At 39.0% G+C, this 23,702-nt stretch carries 13 protein-coding genes, 1 pseudogene and 1 CRISPR repeat array; of the genes and pseudogenes, 4 read left to right on the forward strand and 10 right to left on the reverse strand.

The genetic code is table 11. The features are described 5' to 3' along the window. The first annotated feature begins 544 nt into the window (after nucleotides 1-544). The 3 genes from PVE40_RS07990 to PVE40_RS08000 all read left to right on the forward strand — a co-directional run bounded on the left by PVE40_RS07990 (nucleotide 545) and on the right by PVE40_RS08000 (nucleotide 3,178). The gene (locus PVE40_RS07990; protein WP_086987714.1) at nucleotides 545-1,414 is read left to right on the forward strand and encodes a DegV family protein; all 870 of its coding nucleotides are present in this window, start codon (nucleotides 545-547) and stop codon (nucleotides 1,412-1,414) included. A gap of 80 nt (nucleotides 1,415-1,494) precedes the next feature. Beyond that, entirely contained in the window at nucleotides 1,495-2,094 is a 600-nt protein-coding gene (locus tag PVE40_RS07995) for a TetR/AcrR family transcriptional regulator (protein ID WP_086987713.1), read from the forward strand. Next, entirely contained in the window at nucleotides 2,087-3,178 is a 1,092-nt protein-coding gene (locus tag PVE40_RS08000) for an Mbeg1-like protein (protein ID WP_274731375.1), read from the forward strand. The genes PVE40_RS07995 and PVE40_RS08000 overlap by 8 nt, the downstream gene beginning before the upstream one ends. Before the next feature lie 86 nt (nucleotides 3,179-3,264). Here PVE40_RS08000 and PVE40_RS12975 read toward each other — a convergent pair whose 3' ends face one another. Further along, nucleotides 3,265-3,549 carry a TetR-like C-terminal domain-containing protein gene (locus PVE40_RS12975; protein ID WP_420828524.1) on the reverse strand — a complete coding sequence of 95 codons (285 nt, stop codon included), beginning with the start codon at nucleotides 3,547-3,549 and terminating at the stop codon, nucleotides 3,265-3,267. A gap of 165 nt (nucleotides 3,550-3,714) precedes the next feature. Between PVE40_RS12975 and PVE40_RS08005 the strand changes: the two are divergent. Further along, nucleotides 3,715-5,128: pseudogene (locus PVE40_RS08005) on the forward strand (IS4 family transposase). 99 nt (nucleotides 5,129-5,227) lie between these two features. Next, nucleotides 5,228-7,308: direct repeats of the CRISPR family, unit length 36 nt; unit sequence GCTATACGTTCCTTACAAAATCGGCTAAGATTTAAC. A gap of 51 nt (nucleotides 7,309-7,359) precedes the next feature. Here PVE40_RS08005 and cas2 read toward each other — a convergent pair. The 9 genes from cas2 to PVE40_RS08050 form a co-directional block, all read right to left on the reverse strand. Next, nucleotides 7,360-7,668: a CRISPR-associated endonuclease Cas2 gene (gene cas2, locus PVE40_RS08010; protein ID WP_274731376.1), complete on the reverse strand. Its 309-nt coding sequence runs from the start codon at nucleotides 7,666-7,668 to the stop codon at nucleotides 7,360-7,362. 4 nt (nucleotides 7,669-7,672) lie between these two features. Then, nucleotides 7,673-8,575: a type II CRISPR-associated endonuclease Cas1 gene (cas1, locus tag PVE40_RS08015; RefSeq protein WP_274731377.1), complete on the reverse strand. Its 903-nt coding sequence runs from the start codon at nucleotides 8,573-8,575 to the stop codon at nucleotides 7,673-7,675. Next, complete coding sequence (gene cas9, locus PVE40_RS08020) at nucleotides 8,520-11,894, reverse strand: type II CRISPR RNA-guided endonuclease Cas9 (RefSeq protein WP_274731378.1); 3,375 nt, start codon at nucleotides 11,892-11,894, stop codon at nucleotides 8,520-8,522. Before cas9 ends, cas1 begins: the two co-directional genes overlap by 56 nt. Before the next feature lie 82 nt (nucleotides 11,895-11,976). Beyond that, a complete protein-coding gene (locus PVE40_RS08025; RefSeq protein WP_274731379.1) occupies nucleotides 11,977-12,249 on the reverse strand; it encodes a hypothetical protein in 273 nt (90 codons plus the stop codon). 336 nt (nucleotides 12,250-12,585) lie between these two features. Continuing rightward, on the reverse strand, nucleotides 12,586-15,111 hold the full coding sequence (gene pglZ, locus PVE40_RS08030; RefSeq protein ID WP_274731380.1) for a BREX-1 system phosphatase PglZ type A: 2,526 nt from the start codon (nucleotides 15,109-15,111) through the stop codon (nucleotides 12,586-12,588). A gap of 42 nt (nucleotides 15,112-15,153) precedes the next feature. Continuing rightward, nucleotides 15,154-18,660: a BREX-1 system adenine-specific DNA-methyltransferase PglX gene (gene pglX, locus PVE40_RS08035; RefSeq protein WP_274731381.1), complete on the reverse strand. Its 3,507-nt coding sequence runs from the start codon at nucleotides 18,658-18,660 to the stop codon at nucleotides 15,154-15,156. 54 nt (nucleotides 18,661-18,714) lie between these two features. After that, nucleotides 18,715-22,359, reverse strand: coding sequence for a BREX system P-loop protein BrxC (brxC, locus tag PVE40_RS08040; protein WP_274731382.1), 3,645 nt, complete (start codon nucleotides 22,357-22,359; stop codon nucleotides 18,715-18,717). Nucleotides 22,360-22,366: 7 nt separating this feature from the next. Continuing rightward, the gene (locus PVE40_RS08045; RefSeq protein ID WP_274731383.1) at nucleotides 22,367-22,948 is read right to left on the reverse strand and encodes a DUF1788 domain-containing protein; all 582 of its coding nucleotides are present in this window, start codon (nucleotides 22,946-22,948) and stop codon (nucleotides 22,367-22,369) included. Then, nucleotides 22,935-23,543, reverse strand: a complete 609-nt coding sequence (locus PVE40_RS08050; RefSeq protein ID WP_274731384.1) for a BrxA family protein — start codon at nucleotides 23,541-23,543, stop codon at nucleotides 22,935-22,937. Before PVE40_RS08050 ends, PVE40_RS08045 begins: the two co-directional genes overlap by 14 nt. Nucleotides 23,544-23,702 lie beyond the last annotated feature (159 nt).

The following is a 23,702-nucleotide window of genomic DNA, read 5'->3' on the forward strand; positions in this document are numbered from 1 at the left end:
GTGCAGGGATACAGATAGAATAATAGCGCCACAATACGCTTTTAGTGAATATTTAGGAAAACTATGAATTATTCAGGATTTATATTGTTTTTTGCAAAAAACAATAATGTATTTTTTCCGAATTTCTTTACATTTTTAATACTGCAAAATACGATTTTCTAATCTATGGAGCGCGTATATTCTCCTAGTCAGCTTTTGCTGCTCTCTTCATTCCCATGTGGACTATAACGTAGCAAAGCGTTATTCTATGAATCTTAAATATACCTAATGGCTATTGTACAATAGACCCCTCAGCCTCATTTTGGGCAATCCCTTCAAAAAGGAATCCTAGCCAATAATCCTGCCTTGTGAACATTGAAACCAAGTATGTTCTCAAGTTGCAGATTGTTTCCCTAAATTGGGCACATTAATTAATATTTTAAGTACACATAAAGCGAATAAAATGTTTCTTAAACTACATAAAGGCAAAAAAGTGCCCATTGATTCATAACGGTCATGTGACGGATAATACACACATGTACCATATGATTTAGGAGGTTATATTATGTATAAAATAGTTACTGATTCATGTTGTGATTTATCGTATCAATTTTTTGAAAAAGACAATCTAGAATTTCTTCCAATGGAAGTGATGTTAGATGGGAAAACTCTGCGTGATGACCTGGGATTGACGTTTGATATAGATTCTTTTTACACAGCCTTAAAAAATGGCTCTATGCCCTCCACAAGTCAAATCAGTATAGGTAGGTATCTAGAATTTTTCAAAAGTTGTGCAAAACAAAATATCCCAATCATTTATATCAGTTTGTCCTCGGGAATGAGTGGATCTTACCAAAGTGCCCTCCAAGCAGTAGATCTATTGAAAGAAGAATACCCTGATGCCGAAATAGCTATTGTGGATTCCTTATCAGCAAGTGCTGGGCAAGGCTTAATGGTCTATAATGCGGTGCAAAAGCAAAAAGAAGGGTATAATTTTCTTGAGTTAGTGAGTTGGTTAGAAGCTAATAAACGATCTTATCAGCATTGGTTCACAGTTGAAGATTTAAACCATCTATACAATGGAGGTAGGATTTCAAAGGGTGCTGCAGCAATCGGTGAACTATTAAGCATTAAGCCCATTCTTTCAGTAAATAAAGAAGGAAAGTTAGAAGTTGTTGAAAAAGTAAGAACAAGAAAAAGAGCCTTTCAAAGAATGACTGATCAAGTAGTGCAGGCATTAGAGGCTGCTGACGACAAGACCGTTTTCATTGCAACCAGCGGTGATAGAGCCGGCGCCGAATGGTTGAAGGAATCTATTTTAGCGAAGTCCCATCCAAAATCAATCGAAGTCTTAAATATGGGACCTACGATTTCAAGTCACACAGGCTACGGCTGTGTTGGCGTTTTTATCAAAGGGATTGATAGTGGTGTATAAATTTATTAGGGCGAGAGTTCTGGGCAACTCTTGGATGGGTTCCCGTAGAGTAAAAATAATATAATGAAGGAGTTCGGAGTATGGATCCAGAAATAAAAATCGATCGCAGAATTCGAAAAACAAAACAAGCAATACAGCAAGCAGTAGTTAAGCTCTTATCAGACCAAAATTTAGAATCCATCACAATTACACAAGTCGCAGCAATGGCCGATGTGAATCGGAAAACATTTTACAACTATTATGAGAGCACTAACCAAGTACTTGAGGAGATTGAAAATGACATTGTCCAATCATTTGACGAAGTTATTTCTACCATAAATATGAAAAAAGACTTTAAGTCTCCAACCTGGATCTTTGAATCTCTGACAAACATCATACAACAGGATTTTGAATTTTATAGTGATTTAATGCAGTCAAATAAAGTCGGGGATATCAACTTGATTGCAAAAATATCTCAAACGTTAAAACAACGAGTGATAGCCAATTTACATTTAGATATATTTGAAGATGATTTTACTAGAGATTTGACTATTAATTATGTAATAGCCGGAATGATGGAGGTTTATCAAGAGTGGTTACGCGATCCGAAGAAAATCCCTTTAGATGAATTGTCAAAAAAAATGAGCCTCATAACTTTTTCAGGTGTTAATGGGATTTTAGGTGATGGAAAAAATGAGTAATATTATTGACTATGTAAGAAGAATGAAAGACGTGCCCTTTGAAATAGCGCCACTAAACGAAATTGACAGCCTCATTTTCTCACAGTTAGCGTATTTGGATTATAGTTTGTTACCCATGAAAGAAAGCTATTCTTTTCTTGAAATTTACAATTCCAATTTGGTACCGCTTCTGGTAAAAAGAACTTGGAATGCAGAAAACAATAGCCTATTATTTTCTGAGATTTCTACAAGTACTCGTTTTAGATCAATAAAAGTACATGAGGTCATCAATTTAATAAGTGAATCAGAAGAAACGCAGTTCTCTGCCGTTACGTTTGAATTGTCTAATAATCACTATTTCCTTTCTTTCCGGGGTACCACATCCACTTTTGTTGGTTGGAAAGAAGATTTGAATATGTCTTATTTAACAATAATTCCATCACAGAAATCAGCCGCTGACTACTTGGAAAGGATACACGATAAATTTGGGGGTAAATACTACCTAGGTGGACATTCAAAAGGGGGAACATTGGCAGTATTCGCAGCCGTATTTACTAAACGTGAAATAAATGAAAATATCATAAAAGTTTTTAATCATGATGGTCCAGGGATACATAGTTCGTTACGTTCTTCAGATCAATTCAGAAAGACTAGAAACAGAATACAGAAAATTGTTCCAGAAGCTTCTGTTGTAGGAATAATGTTAGAAGAAGAACGGGATTTCTCCATAATAAAAAGTAACGCATGGTCCATCCTACAGCACGACCCTTACACATGGTTAATAAATGAAGATAAATTTCTTAGAACGCCCTCTACCACAAGATTTTCCAATTACACACAAAGAACTATTTCCTCATGGGTAAGCGCTATCGATGAAGAAACCAAGAGAAATAGCTTAGCTTCCCTTTATGAAATCACCAAATCTATGGAAACGACGTATCTAGCCGATGCGGTTGAACAATGGCCTAAAAATATTAAAATTTTAATAACCGGCGTAAAATATGCTGATAAAGGTATACGGAAAGATTGGGGTATTGTCACAAAAACGCTCATTGAAGTTTCAATGAAGGAAGGAACGCAAAGTATAAAGAGGATTCATGGATAATATATTTTGACTAAACCTGCGCACCAAAAAAACTGTGACCAGCTCATTGCTATCCTCGGAAAAAGCAAACATATATCGCGGAATGCTCAGCCTTGCTTATTATACTTTAGTTCTACTTTCTCTACTTTATAAAAAAGTACGTACGTTAACTGCTTAGCCATGTACTCTGGCGATTGGCAATAATCATTTTTACCCCATTCTTTAATCATTCCCAATATGCCATAAGCATAATAACCCGCATTGATTGCTTGGTCTATAAAATCGTTTGAACTATGATTAGCGTAGCTGGAATTAGTTTCATTCAGAAAGTGACTAATCAAAATCTCCACCAATTGGTTTTGAAAGGAAAGTGCAGCTTCAGAGTTTAACAGTACTTTGTATTCGTATTTATCTCAACTTTCGCACTTGAAAAACCTATTTAACCCTTTGAAATATCAATGTTTTTAAAGTCTTTAATATCAAAAATGTGCGCAAAAAGACACCTCTCTTTGGTAAAATGTAGTTACCACACTAACACAACCAAGGAGAGATGTCTTATGGCTACTATTTTACCAGAAAATCAAATCAATCAGGAACTTAATTCTTCTGTTCATCAATTTTTTCGCGAACAAAAACTGGGTACGTTACTCAATCAATCCAATATTCGGAAAGAAGCAGGCATCTCACCGTTACTACTGGTCCAGTTCATCTTTTCATTGGTCCTTCAAAAGAAAAATTTGTATCGGACATTGGAATCCGGACGGGAGCCAGTGGCTCCTGCCAAGGATGCGGTTTATCGTCTGCTCAACAACGCAACCTATAATTGGCGCAAGTTTCTGTTGTTGCTGAGCCGGAATGTCATTACCCAGAAATTGCTCCCGCTTGTCTCGGAAAACCGCGAACGCGTCCTGATTTTGGACGATTCCTTATACAGCCGTGCCCGTAGTAAATCAGTCGAAATGCTTGCGCTCGTTCATGACCATACTACCAAGAAGTTCGTCCGTGGCTTTCGCATGCTGACTTTGGGGTGGTCAGATGGGAACACTTTCCTGCCGCTTGCGTTCTCTTTGTTGAGCTCAGAGAAACAATCGAACCGTTTCCAAGAAATCAATCCCGCCATAGATAAGCGCACTGTGGGTTACAAGCGTCGAAAGGAAGCCGTCAAAAAGTCGACGGAAGCGCTGTTCGACTTGCTTGATGATATAAATCCGCTCCAACTCTGCGCTCAGACGTTACTTTTCGATAGTTGGTTTGCATTTCCAAAAGTAATCAAGCGCGTAGTTTCAGAGTATCCACTCGAGGTGATCTGTATGCTAAAACGGATGCACCGCGTGTACTACACGTATGAAGGGCAAAAGTATACTTTGACCCAAGTTGTATCAGGTTGTGCGCAAAAAACGTGGTCGTGCCAAGATTCTCGCATCTGTTGTCGTCAGCTTGGGATTGGACGATAATGAAAAAGAGATCCAAGCCCGTATTGTCTTCGTGCGTGACCGAAACCGCTCCAAAAATTGGCTTGCAATCTTGTCCACAGATACGAACCTGCCTGAAGAAGAAATTGTTCGTCTCTACGGCAAACGCTGGGATATTGAGTGTTTCTTCAAGGTGGCAAAATCACATCTGGCGCTAGGACAAGAGTTTCAGTGCCGCAGTTACGATGCGATGGTAGCCCACACGACGATTGTCTTCACCCGTTACATCATGCTTGCGCTTCGGACGCGCGAAGCGCAAGATCCGAGGACCATCGGTCAGCTGTTCTTTTTGTGTTGTGATGAATTGGAGGACATCCGATTTGCAGAAGCAATTCTATTGGTATTGGACTGCCTGAAGGCGTCTCTCACGGAAGAACCTATCTTGTCTGAAGAAATGGTGCAGTCTGTTCTGGACAGAGTTTTCGACAACTTTCCTGCTTTCTTAAAACGAGCATTTCATCAACCTGAAAATCAGTTCCCGAGCGGTTTATCGGCATAATAGTATAGCTAGAATTATTGATATATCAAGCCTTTAGGGTCTTTTTCGGTGTGCGAAAGTTGAGTTAACTAATAAAAAAGACAAATCGCACGTGGGACAGCTATACGTTCCTTACAAAATCGGCTAAGATTTAACCGCGCTATTGAAAAGTACAACCAACTACATGCTATACGTTCCTTACAAAATCGGCTAAGATTTAACATCAATTCATTTAGGAGGAACGAAACATGAGCTATACGTTCCTTACAAAATCGGCTAAGATTTAACCGGGTGCGGCGTTGCTCGATATAAAACGCGGCTATACGTTCCTTACAAAATCGGCTAAGATTTAACTCAATGATTAATAAGATGAGCGCCCCACAGGCTATACGTTCCTTACAAAATCGGCTAAGATTTAACGCTGAGTATGGTGAAGGAAAGCACCCAGACGCTATACGTTCCTTACAAAATCGGCTAAGATTTAACACATAAAAATGCTCGATGACTTTCTAACGTGCTATACGTTCCTTACAAAATCGGCTAAGATTTAACGGATTCGAGATTTACAATTTATATCTAATCGCTATACGTTCCTTACAAAATCGGCTAAGATTTAACCAGGAACACTAAATGGTTTGCAAGTTGATGGCTATACGTTCCTTACAAAATCGGCTAAGATTTAACCGGGTGGTTTTTACACGAATGGTAAACATAGCTATACGTTCCTTACAAAATCGGCTAAGATTTAACAAAGCAAGTAATGGGAAGACGTTTTTGGCGGCTATACGTTCCTTACAAAATCGGCTAAGATTTAACTTTACTCCAATGCCTTCTCAGCAATCTTCAGCTATACGTTCCTTACAAAATCGGCTAAGATTTAACTGTTCGCTATTAAAGTAATCGGCGAGAGTAGCTATACGTTCCTTACAAAATCGGCTAAGATTTAACATGGATCGTTGTCGTGTCGGACTGTGAAGTGCTATACGTTCCTTACAAAATCGGCTAAGATTTAACTTAGATATACAGTGTATAGTATATATATAGGCTATACGTTCCTTACAAAATCGGCTAAGATTTAACAGCAAGAATGGTAAAACAGTATGTGATGTGGCTATACGTTCCTTACAAAATCGGCTAAGATTTAACACGTTGGTTTGTTCGTTGAAGGTAGCCGAGGCTATACGTTCCTTACAAAATCGGCTAAGATTTAACAAAAGTACGGTTTTTTGGCAAACGAATCGAGCTATACGTTCCTTACAAAATCGGCTAAGATTTAACTCAACTGGGAAGGCGAAGGCCAGGACGCGGGCTATACGTTCCTTACAAAATCGGCTAAGATTTAACATAACAACGTGATAAACGACGAGCGACTGTGCTATACGTTCCTTACAAAATCGGCTAAGATTTAACTTACTTCTTCTACGAGTTCCGGTGCTTTTTGCTATACGTTCCTTACAAAATCGGCTAAGATTTAACCCGGGATAGCCCTTTACGACGTAGATTGCTGCTATACGTTCCTTACAAAATCGGCTAAGATTTAACAACGCTTTGAAATTGATAAAGATGTCACTTGCTATACGTTCCTTACAAAATCGGCTAAGATTTAACCGGATTTATGCGAAGTTTAAGGGATTTACGGCTATACGTTCCTTACAAAATCGGCTAAGATTTAACGACAGTATGCCAGTTTACAGTCCAGCGAGTGCTATACGTTCCTTACAAAATCGGCTAAGATTTAACTACTGACATGGAAGCTTTGAGAGAAAAGTTGCTATACGTTCCTTACAAAATCGGCTAAGATTTAACACCACTTTGGTTGGATTCTGGTCAATCGGAGCTATACGTTCCTTACAAAATCGGCTAAGATTTAACTTGCCAGCTTTCATCTTCTGCATTCTCGCCGCTATACGTTCCTTACAAAATCGGCTAAGATTTAACTGTTTTTTCATATTAGGTATGGAACGGTTGCTATACGTTCCTTACAAAATCGGCTAAGATTTAACTATACTGGTAACATACAACACAGAAAGGGAGCTATACGTTCCTTACAAAATCGGCTAAGATTTAACCTAAGTTTATCGCTGACCATCTACACCACAGCTATACGTTCCTTACAAAATCGGCTAAGATTTAACGGTCTGACTGGCACAAGCTACCAGGAACTCGCTATACGTTCCTTACAAAATCGGCTAAGATTTAACATGCATAGCGAAAAACCCTTGTACAGTAGGGATACAAGGGCTTTTTACTGTCTAAAAAACGGACAAATTTTCAGATTTCACCTTTTCTTCAATTGGTAAAGGATCACCTACCAATAATTTCATTTCACTGAATTGCTTTTCTGTCAAGACAAAGGCACGGACAGAACCCTTTTTAGGAACTACTCTTTCTAGAATCTGTATATATTTTTTCGCCATATCATAACCATTACATATTCGATAGTAGACCGAATATTGCATCATTACATAACCCTCGTCTAATAAATACTTCCGAAATTTTGTGGCTATTTTCCGCTCTTTCTTTGTTACTACCGGCAGGTCGAACATCACCATAATTCGCATAAATCTACTCATATTCGTGTGATTTAAGTGGAAGTAATTTCGGTAATTTTTGCGATCTTGTTGAATTAGAGCGACAACAGCTTGTAAAAGAAGACACGGTTTTTCGAACTGCATTCGTGAGAGTATGTACTTCATTATCAATTGAAACTTCCGTAAATAAAAGACTGACTAATTCTCTTTTATGTTGTGGAAGAAAATATCGCTCATCTTCTGATATATTTTGAGAAACCCATAAGTCAACGTATGGACGATAAGGTTCAATCAAGTCATCTGCTAAGTTAAAGGCATTCAACTCATTTTTATGAAAAACACCCAAAGCCGGCTCAAATCCATGTGCACATATATCTCGTGCAATTACTCCGCGAATAATTGCATATCCATAATTTAATGCCGCATTCTGAACATTTTCAACTCTTCTACTGAATCCTTCACCAAATAACTCTCGAAAGTAGATAAGAGCAGCCTGTGACTCACAATACGTGAAGTCACCTTCTGTAACAGAATTTGAAAGTCTCTTCAATTCCGCAACTTTACCAAGCCCATTCATCTCGAGGCAGCTCGCTTGATTCTCAATTTTTTGTCTAATGATTTTTTGCCACAATCGATTACGAAATCTTTTGGTTGTTTCCAATTGAACAGACAGGGCTTGCAATTTTCTTGAATGATTTCCCAAAGGCATCAGAACTGCACAGGGAATGTGTTGACGATTACAAGTATAGAGAGCAACTTGATTTTCTGCTAAAAATGAAATAGTAGGTGCCGTTAATGTCGTTTGGAGATTATCAATTACAACACTTTGGATATCAGTAACTGGAATCGTGTATTCTTCGCCTTGATTAATAACTAATTGTTTATTGCGAATGCTCAACTGCGCTGGGTTCTCGATGTAGATGTTGCGAAATGCCATTCTGCTTCCCCTTCTTTCCCTTGAAGGTTTGACGTTTCTTTTCTGTTACTTTATGGTAATCACCGAAGTAATCTACTGAATACTTCTCTAAATTAAGTAGATTTGCTATCCCTATACCTCTTCCTCTATATGAATTATCATGAGCTACAACTTGTATACTCCCAGTAAAAATATCAGCACCATAAAAATATCCGATGAAATCATATACGGTTTCATGAGGTTCTGGTTTTCTACCATTACTAAAAATTGGCTTAATGCCAGATTTTGTTTGGATATGTACCATATCTCGTGGATATAATGAAAATAAGAATTCTTCTTCGCGTGTTTCCATCCATTCACTATATGGTTTCAAAGCCACTACTGCTTTCTTCGGCAGCTCCGCCTCAACAGTATCTTTCACATAAATAGGCACAAACACATATTTCTTCGGTGTTTTAAACACATCAATTCGTACCATTGATCCATTATCTGCGGCAGAATTCCCTTTATCTAAAACAGCCTGCAACGTTGATTTCTGTACCATTTTCACTTTTCGGACTGTATGCTCATTGCCATTATGTTCATAACTGAAATCTCCATTAGGAAATGCCTTTGCTCCATCTCCACCGTGTTTCACTAACTCAGCGTGTAAAGCCTCATAAACAATTTTCCAACCATTATCAGCAGTTTTATAGAATTGCGCATTCCCAGAAACAATTTCGCCATTTTTATCAAGTTTCAACTTATCGAGCGATACTCGACTCAATGTTTTACCTTCATGCAACAATTTAGCCCCACGAATTGTTTCTAAATGTGCAGCCCCACTTACTTTTCTTCGCGGCATCCGTACAACAAATATTGGTTTCAACGCCTCTATCTCTTCAGGAGAATAAATTTTCCTAACTTCCTCATAGCCCTGTGCTTTAATCAACTCTTTTGGATTGTCACTCAAACGTACAACCAACTCTTTGCTAAACCCTGGCCAAGGTTGTGGAAAGTACTTAGAGAAAAGTTTTTCGTACTGTTGACGCTTTACGACAGAAAGCTTTTCAAAATCTGGATCTTCCTCTTCGTTATAAGCTTTCCAAAGCTCAGGATTATCCTTCACTTCTTGACGTCTACTATATAACGTTAGCATACGTGTTAATGCAGGAGTAACACATGCCACTACTGTTGCGTCAAGAGCATGGTGTTTATCTCCATCATCTCTTACTTTATTCAATCCCCACCGCGCACGTAGACGAGAGGTAATAACACCATTTCCGACAAAGACACGTTGTTTACGGTCTAAATTTTCAGAGAAGGTAATGTTTTGCTCGAAATAACTTCGGAGAAGTTTCGAGATGTACTGCGTATCTTGAAGATTACGTTGTTTCCAATCAGAAACGTCTTCTTTGCTAATTTTTCTTTTAAGAAGTCTCTCTCTCTTTTTGCGGTTCAGGATCGTACTGGCAATACTCTCTAGAGCAGAGACACGTAAAACATCATTTCCTAAATATTCCATTGGAAGGCGATTTCCTTTTTCACGATTGCACTTCGCTGAAGTTAATACCTTGTTGGTAAACGTATCGTCAAAGCACTTACTGTATGGAACAATATGATCAACATCATATTTGTAGGTAAATACTTCTTCTAAAGGAATTGCTATACCCGTATATAGATCAAGATTTCCTTGCTCTCGCCAAAGTTTTAGGCGTGTAATATTCTCTCCATTAACTGGAAATCCTAGTTCACTTAACTGTGCAGCAATTTTTGCATTTCGTGCTTTATTATCGTCTTGGATTTTTTTTATTTTCCTACGGTCATCAAAACTTCTACCTAATTCTCGCGCCAGTTCAATACTAATCGCATCAGGTTCTCCGTACTTACGAATAATTTGGTCTACGACTTTAATCGTTTTACTTACAGCCCGCTTTACAACGGGGTTCATAACATTCTCTTCAATGTAATCCCAGTCAATCCTGTTGTTACGGAAGTTATACCCAGCAGATGTTGCAGCATCACTATATACTTCTCCTAATTCTAAGAAGTTGATGATATTTTTCATTGCTTTAAACGACAAATTTCCGAATTTGTTAAAGGTTAACGGTAATAATTTATCAATTTGTGCATCGCTTAGATTCGTTCTTTCATGAAACTTTTCAATCCGCTTTTTATCACTTGAGTATTTTGTTAGAATATCAGCAATTTCGTCTCTTTCGCTTGTGGTTAAGTTAGCGAAATCTTCCTTACCGATTGCCTTCTTCAAATCATGATAAGGTTTTAGATGAATGAAGTTCGCATCCTCTGTTTTAGCTGCATCTTTTACACTGCCGTAATTCAATAGATTAAACCGAGCATATTCATTCAATTGAAGCATTTTTTTAATATCTTTGTAAGTGACTTTTTCCTTATCAAACGCTTTTTGTATAACGAGCAGACGATCTTCATGATTTAACGGTTTATATTCTGCTCCCATCATTTCTTGGACACGTAAATTATTCACCTTTGAGAGTAAGTCAAAATACTGGAATGTATAGCTCGCTTTTGGAGCGCGTTTTTCTTCTGGTTCAAAAGTACAGTTTCCCACCATTTTTTCAATTTGATCTCCGGCGAATGGGCTTTCTGGTCCGGGACCTTCATCAAAATCTCGTTGTTGGTTAAAAATCCCCGGCTCATTTTCATCTCCGATAAAACGTCTTATGAATGAATCATTGAGAGCAGTATTACCAAATTCTTGTTGTTTTTCTAAGATGAGACGAATTTCGTCCACTAATAAACTTCTTTCAGCGGTTCCTAAATACTCATATTCTTTATTACGTATATGATCCGAGTATTTTTCATCTTTGTAAAAATATTCACCAACGGTTCGATAATTCTTCTCTTCCAGTACTTGCTTTATTTCTTTAATCGCTGTAATAACTGGACCATTATCTTTATCTGTTAATTCTGATTTTCTATTCGACTTAAACCCGCGATGGCCTGCAAAAAAATATAAAATCCGGAACAACTCCTGATTGGATAGCAATTGATCTAAGGCTTCCGTACGAAGTTGATATACACTTCGTTCACCTACAGCAGTAAAGCTTTGCTTCATCTCTTCTTCCGTTAATAAACCACTCTCTAAAAACAATCTTTTTGTGCGATACTTGCGAAATTGCTTCCTACGATTTCGTCTGCGCATTCCTCTTTTTTCTCTTCGAGGAGCTGCCAACGATGCTCCTGTTTTTGGTTGCTCCGCTCTGTCAAAAATAACAGAATTAAGGAATTCAATGCGACACGGATTCCCCTCTGTATCCGTTCTCAAAATTGAATATCCAACAGACGCAATCCCAACGTCCAAGCCGATACGATAACCCATTTACTAACCTCCTTGTTTTTTATTTACGATTTAATCATAGCATAGTAATAAAATATTAAAAGCTACCCATTGTAATATTTTATTATTTCTTTTCTATATTTATTCTACCGATATTGTACAATTTTCTTACCGAGTCCATTATCTCTTTCCATGCTGCTTCTGCTGCGTAATAAAATTTAGACTGATAAAAAGACCATAATTTTCGTAAGGCTAAATTATTCTCTAAATTCGCTAAAAAATTCTTCGCCTTTTGAATAATATTCTCATCGAGAGTACTTTTATGCACGTTCATGAAGGAATAAATATCACAAGAGATTGCTGTTTCTAACTTCTCAGCAAGTAAGATTTCCATCATATTATAGTCCCATATCTCTATTTCATCTTATTCAAAGATTAACAAATAATTTGGAAATCATAATGTCTCCCGTTGTAAGGTCGACTTCTAATTATGAAATCCTTAACTCCAATTCTTCTTTATGCTTCATCTTGATTATCCTTTCGTACTAATATCGCACACAGAATTAGCACAAAAGTAAAAAAATGCAAAAAGATAACCCCACTCTCCGAAGAAAGTGGGGTTAGAGCTTTACAGGAGCCTGCCGAAGCAAGCCCTTTACTATACGTTCCTTGCAAAGTCGGCTAAAACTTTACATTTCTTATTCTAGCATTGTTTTACTCTTTTGCAAGGGCTTTATTCAAAATAATATAAATCAATTGTGAACTGCCGTTTTTCTACAACTTCGCCTGTTGCCTCGTCTTCCATCACAAAGTAATACTCATCCATGCTGCGGTATTCCCTGTTGGCAAAGACGAATTTCTCCTTGATGATGCGGTCATTTGGCGAATCGCTAGTTGAATCAGCTAGCAAAATCACCTCATTCGAAACAAGCTTCCCTTCGCTATCAACGAAGTAGGCTCTTACTGTGCGGGATAGCATTGTAGATGTTACTTTCTGCAGTTGTAGGAAGGAGAGGTGGGTCACCACATTCGTAATCCGATTCAGCTCCGTAATCAGTTGTACGCCGACTTTTGTCCTTGTGTCGCGTCCACGTTCAGCTTTCACTTTCAAAACAGGCACCATGATTTCTTGTGGCAAGCTGCCCCCATGGACAAATTTGTCACCAGAACCAGAAATCGCTAAGCGCATCGTTCCTCTTGGAATATGGGCAAATAAGTTAGGAGACGTGACTGCACCCACTTCAAAGGTATGCATGCCTTCAACCTCATCACTGTTTTGATCAAGATAAAAACGACGATTGTTGACAAGCGACTGCTCCATCTTAGCCGGTAATCTGTCAAACTTCATCAATGGATCCCTAGTATAGAGAAAGCCATGATCAGCGGTTATCAACAAATTAGCAGCGCTGATATTGTTTACCAATTTGTCGGCTAAATTGCGTAGTTCTTGCTTTGCAGTCTCAACTGCCGAAAACACGCGGTCTTCACTCGAGGCGTTGTCCCCCATCGCATCAATCGCATCGTGGAAAATGTAATAAACCTGTCCACCTACGAAAGCTTCGCGCATTTCAGATTTTGTCGCCTGTAAGATATCCCGGGCACGGAACGCATTTGCCTGCCCTTCTCCAAACTTCTTTTGCAAAATTTTTCGGCGATTTTCCAGGCCATGACTGTTCTGCCCATCCACCAGCACCTGATTGCCTTTATAGGAAAGCTCATCTTTCGGCAGCAAGCTGGCCATTCCCAAGGCTGTGTAGCTTGGAATTACCCCTTGCATCGCTTCCGTTTCAACGACATAGTAATGGCTGTCCCCCAGCTCTCTCGCCAGTTCCATCCCTGCTTCATAACGCAGTGCATCAGATATAATGACAATGATTCGTTTTTGATCCTTCACAAACGGTGCGACGTAAGTCTGATAGAAATCCGTCTGCTTGGTCGTCTCGGGTATGTCGATCTGCGGGGAATACCCAATGGCTTCTGACCATTTTTCAGCAAAATCATTCAAGAAGCCGTTCTTGTAGAAGTTTTCCACTTTTTCTTGTAGATGATGATAATGGTCAGAAGCATTCGTCAGGCGGTCATAAGCCAAATAGAAATAGCGGTAGTTTTGGTCAATCTGGAAGTAGTGATTCTTGTAGCCAGACCATAAGAAATCCTGCTCAGTGTCAACTGTCTGTTTCTCCCAATTGTCCACACCTTTGAAGAGCCTTACCGCCGCAAGCAAACCTTGGTAAGCCCCCTTGAACTCCATTTGCCAAAAAGTGTTCCTTCTGCTTAAAATCAATTTTTCCAACGCGTCATAAGAAACAGTGGTAGAAAGCAAGGTTTCAGCAATCGCTTCAGAAAGATACTCATCCATCTGGCGGAAGGCGTCTGACAGTGCCACAAATTCCAACGGTTTCCGCTTCAAGAACTTCGAAATTTGCAGTTCGACAGCGACATAATCCGCCACCACAGCATATTCTTCCTTTCCTTTGGTTTGATTCATCCAACGGTTCAAAAAGACGACACTGTTGTTTTTTGGTTCCATGTCCCATGCTTGCCAGTTAGCCGGAATTTTTCCTTCCAACTCAACCGACAGTTTCGTTACAAAAATGCTCAGTAGAAATTCCCGCACCGTTGGAGTGGTTTGCTTATAATGGTACTTTTGCTTAGCCATTTCCCAAAATTCAGCCTCACTGGCAAACTTCTCGATTTGGGTCCAGCCTTCCCTTCTGCCTTGCGATTCCTCTAAGAAGAGCTGCTCACACAGCACCGAGAAGCTTAACTCCTTCACCCGCGCCAAGACACAAAACATGGCCAAAGACAGTTTATCAAAGGTCAGATTGGACTCGTGCACCACTAAATCCCGGAACTCTTTTTGCCTTTTCTTGTTTTGGAAAAAGCTAGCGTGGTTTTGGAAAAATAATTCACTTTCCCGGTTCGTCATCCCAATTTCATCCATCAACGATGCCATCGCATCCATCTTGAACTCTTCCCCGTACAAGTAAATATCAATCAAAGGGTTTTGCAAATCATGCGGCCGGCCGGTATCAAAGTACAACAGGAAAGAAGCATCCGGATGGGCTTTTTCAATCTGGTATTTGGTCCAGATGAAGTTGGAATCCGTCACCTTGATTAGTTGAACACCTTCAAACTCATAAGCATCCACCTCTTCCTTGTACAACTGGCTTTCGTCATACCAGAAAATGATCCGCCGCGACTTTTCTGGCATTGGTTTCTCTAATAACAGGCGTAACTTCGCTTCTGCTTCGTACATCCACTTACCTCCCTTACGAATCAACACTGAAAAACAGTAGTCCTACAGTTTCTCCAATAAATTCATTTTAGCGGCTTTCCCAGTCCGGGCATTCTTCACCGGAATGTTTTGGAACTTCTCATAGTTTACTTTTACCCCGTCATCCAAATCAAGGGCAATGTATTGGTCCGCCAAGTTCTTCAAAATCAAATCGTAGTCCCGCAGTTCCTGTAATTGCTTCTGGTATTTTTCCAAAGCTTTACGTGCGTTGGCGACATCCCGGTTGGAAGCTGATCCATCAATAATGGCCTGCATCTGGTTGGATAGTTCCGTTAACGTATTCGTCAAAGGAAGCACATACTCCGTCCGCACACGCGCCAACATCGTTTCATCATAGCGATGCAGGTAGAAAATCCCTTTGAAGGCCTCCAGTTTTCCACTTGTCAGCTGCCAATAAATCGGACGGTTTTGATAAATTCGTTTATGGTCTTTGAAGAAGTCTTTCATAAAATAACGCCGGATTGTATCCCGCGATGATTCACTACCCTTCATGCCCAGTGCTTCAGCGATGAAGAGGAGGTTCTCCTCCAAAGTTTCCTCACCGTAAATCAGTTCCACCAGTTCCGTAATACGCGTGACAATGTCGTCGTTAAAGTAATCCTCATGGGTAAGCGGGATAATATTATCCGTATCCGGCTGGTACTTCTGATAACGACTGCGGTCAAACTCGCCGCCTGCGAAGATTAGACCTGGTTCGTCTAGAGAGTAACGGCCGAAGATGATACCGACTAGGTAGGAGAGGAAGCTTTTTACATCTTGTTCTAGATTTGCTTTGCGGATGGTTACGTCTTTGTCTTCTACTTTAGGTGTTAGTTCGTCTTGTAAGCCATAAATGTCGATGAAGATACGGTTCAATTCTTCTTCGTTGGACTTTAATTGGTTAAAGTTATCGTCCACTTTTGTTTTCCAACTTTCAAATGATTGCTGAATTGAATTAGCTTCCTCTTTATCAGTAAAGAATGGATGCTCTTGGAAATTCCATGAAGTTTCATATGAGTCCCAATCAAAAGTTGAGATATTGATATTCTGTTCTATTAATTTTTTTAACTGAAGGTTAAAATAATTTTTATTAACAGGAATTTTGTTCAAATCTCCCGGTAAATATGTTAGTGAACTGTTAAATACATTTAGTATATAGCTTCCGACTTTTGAATTTAGCACCCCAAGAGTATATTGAAGAAAATCATAATCCTTAGAAAATAGAGCTGGACCTTTATTATTATATAAATATCCATCCCCTAAAAATCTAACAGTAATATCTCCGCTAGTAAGATAAGTCCAAGTTATGGCAGCTTGATTCAAATATTTATCCATATAAACTGATGAGTTTTTAAAAGCTTTCAAATCACTCCCATTGCTTCCCCATTTTACAACGTATTCAATATTTCCATACCACTTTCTGCTTGCTCCACCTTTTGTTATGAATCTCCATTTTATTAGCTCATCTTTTTGACTTAACAATCCTACTTGCCATCCGTTCACTTCAAACCACATTCTTAAAAACTGTTTATCATCCCCTGTTTTTATTCCTTCAATCGCTTTCCCATAAGAATCAATTTTTTTTGAATCAAATAACATGTAAAAATCTAATGGTACCCAATAAGATATTGGATTTCCTGGTACTTTTTTAAATTTATCTTGGGAGACAATATGGTAATTATTTACTTTTGTAAATTGTTTATTTTTTTCTTTCATAGCATAATTCACTAGTCTTAAATAGGTACCTTTGTAATTGTTAATCTGTTGATTTTTAATTATGAATGAAACACTTTGAACAACTTCTCCACCTACTTCAGGAAAAGTTCTAGTACCTGTATGTAGCATCCCTATAATTGTAGAACAACCTAAAACTTTTATTCTTAAGTTTTCATATGATTTTAGAAACATCCATGTTTGTTGGTTAATCATCGAACAATAATAATCTTCTTTAGTTAAGGAGAGTTCAACTTCCATAAACACCGCAAATAAATCAGCCTTACTCATCGGATAATGCTTCTTTACATACTTACTTAACTGAGCACTCATCCCCCCACTCCCCATATAAGGAGGATTCGTGACGGTCACATGGTACTTTTGAGCCAGAAGTCGATACTGATGAATCAACTGCTCAATATAAGGTACTTCATACTCTAAGTATCCTCGTGCGATGATGTCTTTGAATGAAATATCTTTGATATCCTTAATAGCTTGTTCAATAGTATCAATATCAACAGGAGTTAACTTAATAATCGAACCATATAATTTGGCATCACGGAAGTTTAGGTATAACTTTTCAAGTTCCTGATTTACTTCCTCCAAATTCACCAATTCGATATTTTGAAACGTAGGAAGGCCATTACTTTCCTCAAAACCAAGTAAGTTCAGTTTCACTTCCCGATCAAAGAACCGGCGATCGTATTGGCGGGCTTTCATCACAAGGACAAAAGCCGCAAGCTGGGATGCCCGTTTGTCGATATCTAGTCCGTACAAGTTTTTACTCAATATTAGCGATGGGATTTCTCTTGGACGATAGCCTTGTTCCAAATAAATTTCTCGCATCACATCAAACGCTTCAAGTAACATATGTCCCGATCCCATACTCGGGTCCATGACCTTGATTTCTTCTGGGTTGATTGGTGTGCCTTTCAGTGCTTCCAGCTGTTCAATAACCTCATCCGGTTGTTCTGCATCTTCTACGTAGTACGGCAGGTGTTCGCGCAGATTGGAATTCGTATAGTCTTCCAACCATAAACGTCCCAAAGAGTTACCTACCAAATACTGAACAATCCATTTTGGAGTAAAGATTTGTGTAGCTGCACCAATTTCATCTTTACCGATTTTATTTTTACTCAAGTTCGCAAAAATCCGGTCTTTTTCTTCGGAAATATAGTACTGGTACAACCAGCCAATGATTTCAATCTCTTGCCAGTCTGCTTCGGGGATGTCCTGTACCAAGCGGTCAATGAAGCCGTTCTCCCGCAGCAAGCCATCCGGCAACAATAAATATAAGTCCCGCTCAACTTCTTTAAAGACTTGCGGGATTTTGTTTTCTAACTGGCGGCTTTGTTTTTCAATGATGTATTTGAATAATTGCTCAGTATTGTGTTCGTCCTGTAATCGATAAACCAGCTCACGATTTAATGCCAATTCCTCAATCAAATGACCTACTTGCGTCACGGCATCCGGCTCTTTTTTCCCGGGTGTAAGCGATGAGAGGATGCGCATTTGAATCGGCAGGTAGTCATGGACCTCCATGAAACGCAAAGCAACGAAACGGTTAAACCAAGTGTAAATAGCTTCTTTCATGGTCTCATGGTAGCCAGCAGTTTCTACTCTTCTGAGTAAGTGTTGGTAATCCTTGGCCATTTCATGACCAAAAACTTGTCCGTTTATGATGATCCCGTCATCAAGTGGCTTGCTTTTTTGAATGCCTTCTGCGGTGATTCCTAGATTGGCGGCCTGTACAATGACGAGATTGGTTAACTCTTCCCGTGCGCGCAAGGCAAAGTTCTTTGCGGCTGTCTTATCCATCTAATCCCTTCTTTCATTTAAAAGAGCTAAGCACGATGTCTTAGCTCTCCTTGTCTAGATAAACTGAATGTACTTATCGTCTTTCAGCTTAGCTCTTAATTTGGTATGTAACTCAGTCATGAATTGTTCGAGTTCTGCTTCGTTCTTAATTTTGTATTGGCTGTAAGGAAGAACTTTGTCAATATCGACTAGAACAGGACTTGGCTCGTGAATGATTGGAGCCGGAGTAGGTTCAGGTATCGTTGACACCTCTACACTCGCTGGCTTCACTTGTTCACGTGCAAGTCTTTCTCTTGCTTCCCGTTCCCGTTTTCGTTGCCTCTCTTCTTCCAGTTCTGCAGATACACGGTTAATTTGGCTTGAGAGCTGAATTTTTACATGTTCGATTTCTGCGCTAACCGCACTGATGTCTTTCAGTGTGTTTGCTTCCCCTATTTTACGGCTGAGGTCTTCAAATCGATTTCTTAGGATGCGGGTGAAACGTTCTTTCAAGGCGTCATCATGCTGGATAGCGTTCACCAAAATTTCCCGTGTACGCTCTAATTCAGCTTCCAGAGGCTCGACTTCGCGGCTGACTTCCCGGCTGATGGCATCTTTGTATTGCTTTACTAAGTTTGGTAATTCCACCACATACTGATAAGGGCGAGCCATCTTGACAATGTCCGTGATTCTTTGGCCGGCTTCCCGAGTTTCTTCCAATTGAATCATCGTTTGGTCATTGACGAATCGTTTTTGAATGCCGTATGCATCATCGAAGATTTGTTGGTTGTATTCAAATAAGTTTTTAACATCCAAATATTCTTCATAGTCATCCCGTAGGTTGTCAGCTTCATCCACCAAAGCGGCAAAAAATTGGTTGGTTTGTTGGTGGCGCAGTACCTTTTGGATGTCCTCTAAATACAATTTGACTTCCTTCTCACCAGGATAGTAGCGGTGACGATAGTTTTCCAACATCTGTGTCAACTCTCTCGTCAAGCGTTTGAATCGTTCACGGATTTCATTCATCAAGCTGTCTTCCCTTGTCTCGACAGGACTGTAGCCAAACAAGTCTTTCACTAGGCGTTTCGCCTCGCGCACGAGCTTCTCATCCAGCACTTCCCGTTTTTCCACAATGATGCGTTCTTGGGAGTCCCGATTGCTGATTTGGCGGTCAAAGACTGGATCATCCACCCTCACCGTATTTTGGTTAGACTTCAGGCTAAGCTTTTCGACTTTCATTAAGCGAATAATGGAAACAAGAATATCCTCCATCCGCCAGCCAAATGGTTTAGCTGTGAATTCTTGGATGATATTCCAAAGTGTCATAGTAATTTTCCGCTCGTCCTGACGGTAGATGTAGCGCATAATTTCATCGGTCGCCAAGTGGTTCGGATCGGATTCTTCAATGTCCAGCAGATCAATCGTATTTTCTCGGATAACTGCAGGATAATCATCCCGACGGTAAAACTTCTTGATGTAAGGTACGTTCGGATAAAGGTTCATCACCAGCTGCCTCAAGCCCGTTTCAATCGTGGCGCTTGGACTGGAATGCGTATTGTTTGGTACCTCTGCCCCGTAAACATAAATGCGGGCATGTTGCAGTGCGTTCTTCAATTGCAACTGTACCGAGTCTGTCAGCTTATTGCGATCACGTTGCTTTTTCTGCAGGATGTCCTGCTCTAAATCGGAACGGCTCCTTGAGGAATAAGTACGGAAATATTGATCAATCTTCATGATCATCAGCATATCATCATAAAAGGTTCCAGTAGCATCTAACTCTACAATCACTTGATTCTCACGGCTAGACAATTGAAGCAACAGTTCCGGTACTTGATAATAATCGGAGTAAGGTGTAATTACACGCACACCCATCTCCGCATTCGCCATGCTGATGACTCGGTCGTCAATCCAACGTGAAATGTCATAGGTATAATTAATGTTCTTCTTATTCTCAAATGGATAGTAAGTATATTTCTTCATATCCAGGATATCACTGAATACAATCTCACCCAAACGGTTTAATAGATTAGATGTAGGCACATCTATATTCACGATTTCACGATTGATATCTTGTTCTTCGTTCGTCAAAAAGGTGTACTCCAAGCCGTTGCGCTGGACGAGATATTCTTTTACAAGGCGGTTCAGTGATGCTTCCACTTCTTTACTAAAGGTTAGACGATCTTGATCTAATGTCGTTAACATCAAAGTTGTAATATTTTCAACGTTCGCCGTAATGCCTTCAATGTAACGAATTAAAAAGAGTAGCTTTAATACTTCTACATCAAAGTCATTTAGACTGTCATTGTTTTCCGCTTTGATAACAGTCGAGCGTACACTATAATCCAAACTACGATTTAAGTTTTCATAAAATGCTTGGAAGGGAATGAGAGTACCCATTCCTTCTTCTTTGTACTGTAAGATAGCAAGCTGAATGGTTCCTAGTAAGTTCCGCTCACCAGTTGAAACACTTGTACCTGCTAAGCCATGACGACGGATTTCTTCCAATACTCTTTGTAACAAAGAAACTTGGTACGGTATCAACGGATAAAATTCATAAAAGTCATTCGGTTCGTCGTATTTTCTCAATGTCATTGTATCGTTCGAAAATGATAATTTATTTCGTAACATTGCTTGTGTTCGTTCATCATAAACGATTTGCAAGGTTTCGTTGCCGACATCACTTTTTGAAAGCAGCCGCTTTTTGATTACTTCATCTGCATTCGCAGAACTTAAACTCAAACGAGTCGCAAAACGACCTTGAATCTTTGAAAAATCGTCTGAAGAATTTTTATCTTGCTCCAAGCTCACCAAAGATTGCTGACTAGTAACCACTACCCAAACCTTGCCCTTAGTGAAACGACCTAAATCTTCTACGACAGTCTGTAATTCTAGCATGAGCTCCTTGTTATCGGAGATATACTGTCCCATTTCGTCTACCATAAAAATAAGGCGGAAATTTTTGGGTTTTTGATCGACATATTTTTTGATTCTTCTCGCTAAAGATTCAGAACTGACATCGTAATTTTCTTCACCATTGGTTATCCAACGACGTGCACTATCCTCACTCATATCCGTAGTTTCTACAAGTGCCTCGATTATTTCATCTTCATTATAGAAGACCTCATCTCGTCCATCTTCCCATGATAAGCCAGCTTTTTCTTCGAAACTACGCTTGAACGCTTCATATCGCCCATCACTATCTAAGATTTCCTCTAGATGTGCCATCCATGGAATCGTTGGACTGTAGCCCCGATATTCATTGAATACTTTATTAAACACTTTTACGATTGCTAATTTCTGTTGCTTGGTATTACTTCCGGATTTGGAGTCAATATTAAAGAGAATTACTTCATTCTCATTGTCACTAACATCTTTCATTTTTTCATACGTTTTAACTGCTGCAATCTTGTCTTGGAAATAATCAATCGGTTTCTTTCCACCAACAATCATCCCACTATCCAGTAGATAAGAAAGAATTTTTAAGAAGTGAGATTTACCTGAACCAAAGAACCCTGAAATCCAGACCCCCATACGATCTGTTGGCGCTCTAAAGGATTCATTAAAAGCTGTAAAAAAAAGCTCCAAATATTGCTCCAGCTCGTCCGTTACGACAAATTCATCTAATTCTTGCTCGACTTTCTCTTCTTCTTTATCATCAATTACGACAACTGCTTGTATTTGGCGTTCTATATCTTTTTGAAATAAATCCTTTAACTTCATAGTCCTCTTACCTTTCTACAATCCGGAATGCCCGGTAATAGTTATCATCATGATAGATGTCAAACAACTTCAACGTATTATTCTCGAATTTTCCTGGATAAAGCATAATTACTGATTGGTCTTGAATGACGCTTTGTAAACTATTAAGAATGATATGAGAACGCAAAATCGGAAATGCCTTTCCAATGCCAGTAAGCACGACAACCGCATCCGTTTCTAGATGTTGTTTTATATACTGGATAATTTCGTCCCGTTCTGTCGCAATTTTCAGTCCCTCTTGCATCTTCTGAATAACCTTTTCACTGCCGACCTTCTGTTCTTTCTTGAAGTTTTTTTCCATATATCCTCTTTGTTCAAAGAAATAAAGAATGATTTCATATAAATCAAAGACTTGAAAATGAATACTCGGTCTATTTTTTTCAACAAAAGATAGTAACTTGGGAATTTCTTGACGTACTGTTAATTCGTCTTTAGGATCATAATCAAAAATGTAAAAATTTAACTCATTGCCAATCCCTTTATTTTGAAAAAAGTTTGGCTCTAATAAGCTTTCCTTTAACAATTGCAATCTCTGTTCAGTCGATTTCATAAAAACCTCCTAACACAATTTCAGCAGCAGGCTGAAACCCTTTTTCTTTCAGATAATTTTTTGTTTTTGGTGAGATAACTAGTCGCTGGATTTTTTGTTCTGAATCTAATGCTCCCGCTTCTTTCAAGGTTCGTATGTAAGTACCCGCCAATTTTAATATTGTATTCATTGACCAGTTCATAGAACGGTCATCTTTTTCAATTTGAATTTCAATAAAACGAATGACTTCCTTCTTGGTTATTTCTTGATGAAAGGTGAGTAACTTATCTAAATACACAGCACGACAAAATTCGCGAAAAAGCTTATCAACCTGCAGGACACCGTAAAAAACGAGTGCTTTTGAGGATTGGTTATCTTCTTCTTGAATCTGGTTTCGTGCCTCTTCATCCAAATGTAAAAGTCTATATGAAATCTCCTTCCACACTACTTTTTGCATTTCAACAGAAGTTTGCTGCAAAACATTTTCCTCGTATACTAAGCGTTCAACTTCTTCCAATGATAAACCTTCTAATAACAACATATTTACTCGCTTTGTCTCTTGATATCCTAACGCACAACGATTGATATGAGTACGATACCGTAATTTATTTTCCATTTTAATCCTCGATTTCTGTAAGGAGTTCTTCCTTATTATCGTACCACTGAAATCATAGAATCAAAAGCTACTTTTGATAACTAATGGTATCTTTCTATCTTATTTTACAATAAAACGTACTATTAAAAGTGGAATTTATCACACATCTCATATAACTGA

The organism is Jeotgalibaca caeni (genome assembly GCF_028863945.1).
In the GTDB taxonomy this organism is placed as follows: domain Bacteria; phylum Bacillota; class Bacilli; order Lactobacillales; family Aerococcaceae; genus Jeotgalibaca; species Jeotgalibaca caeni.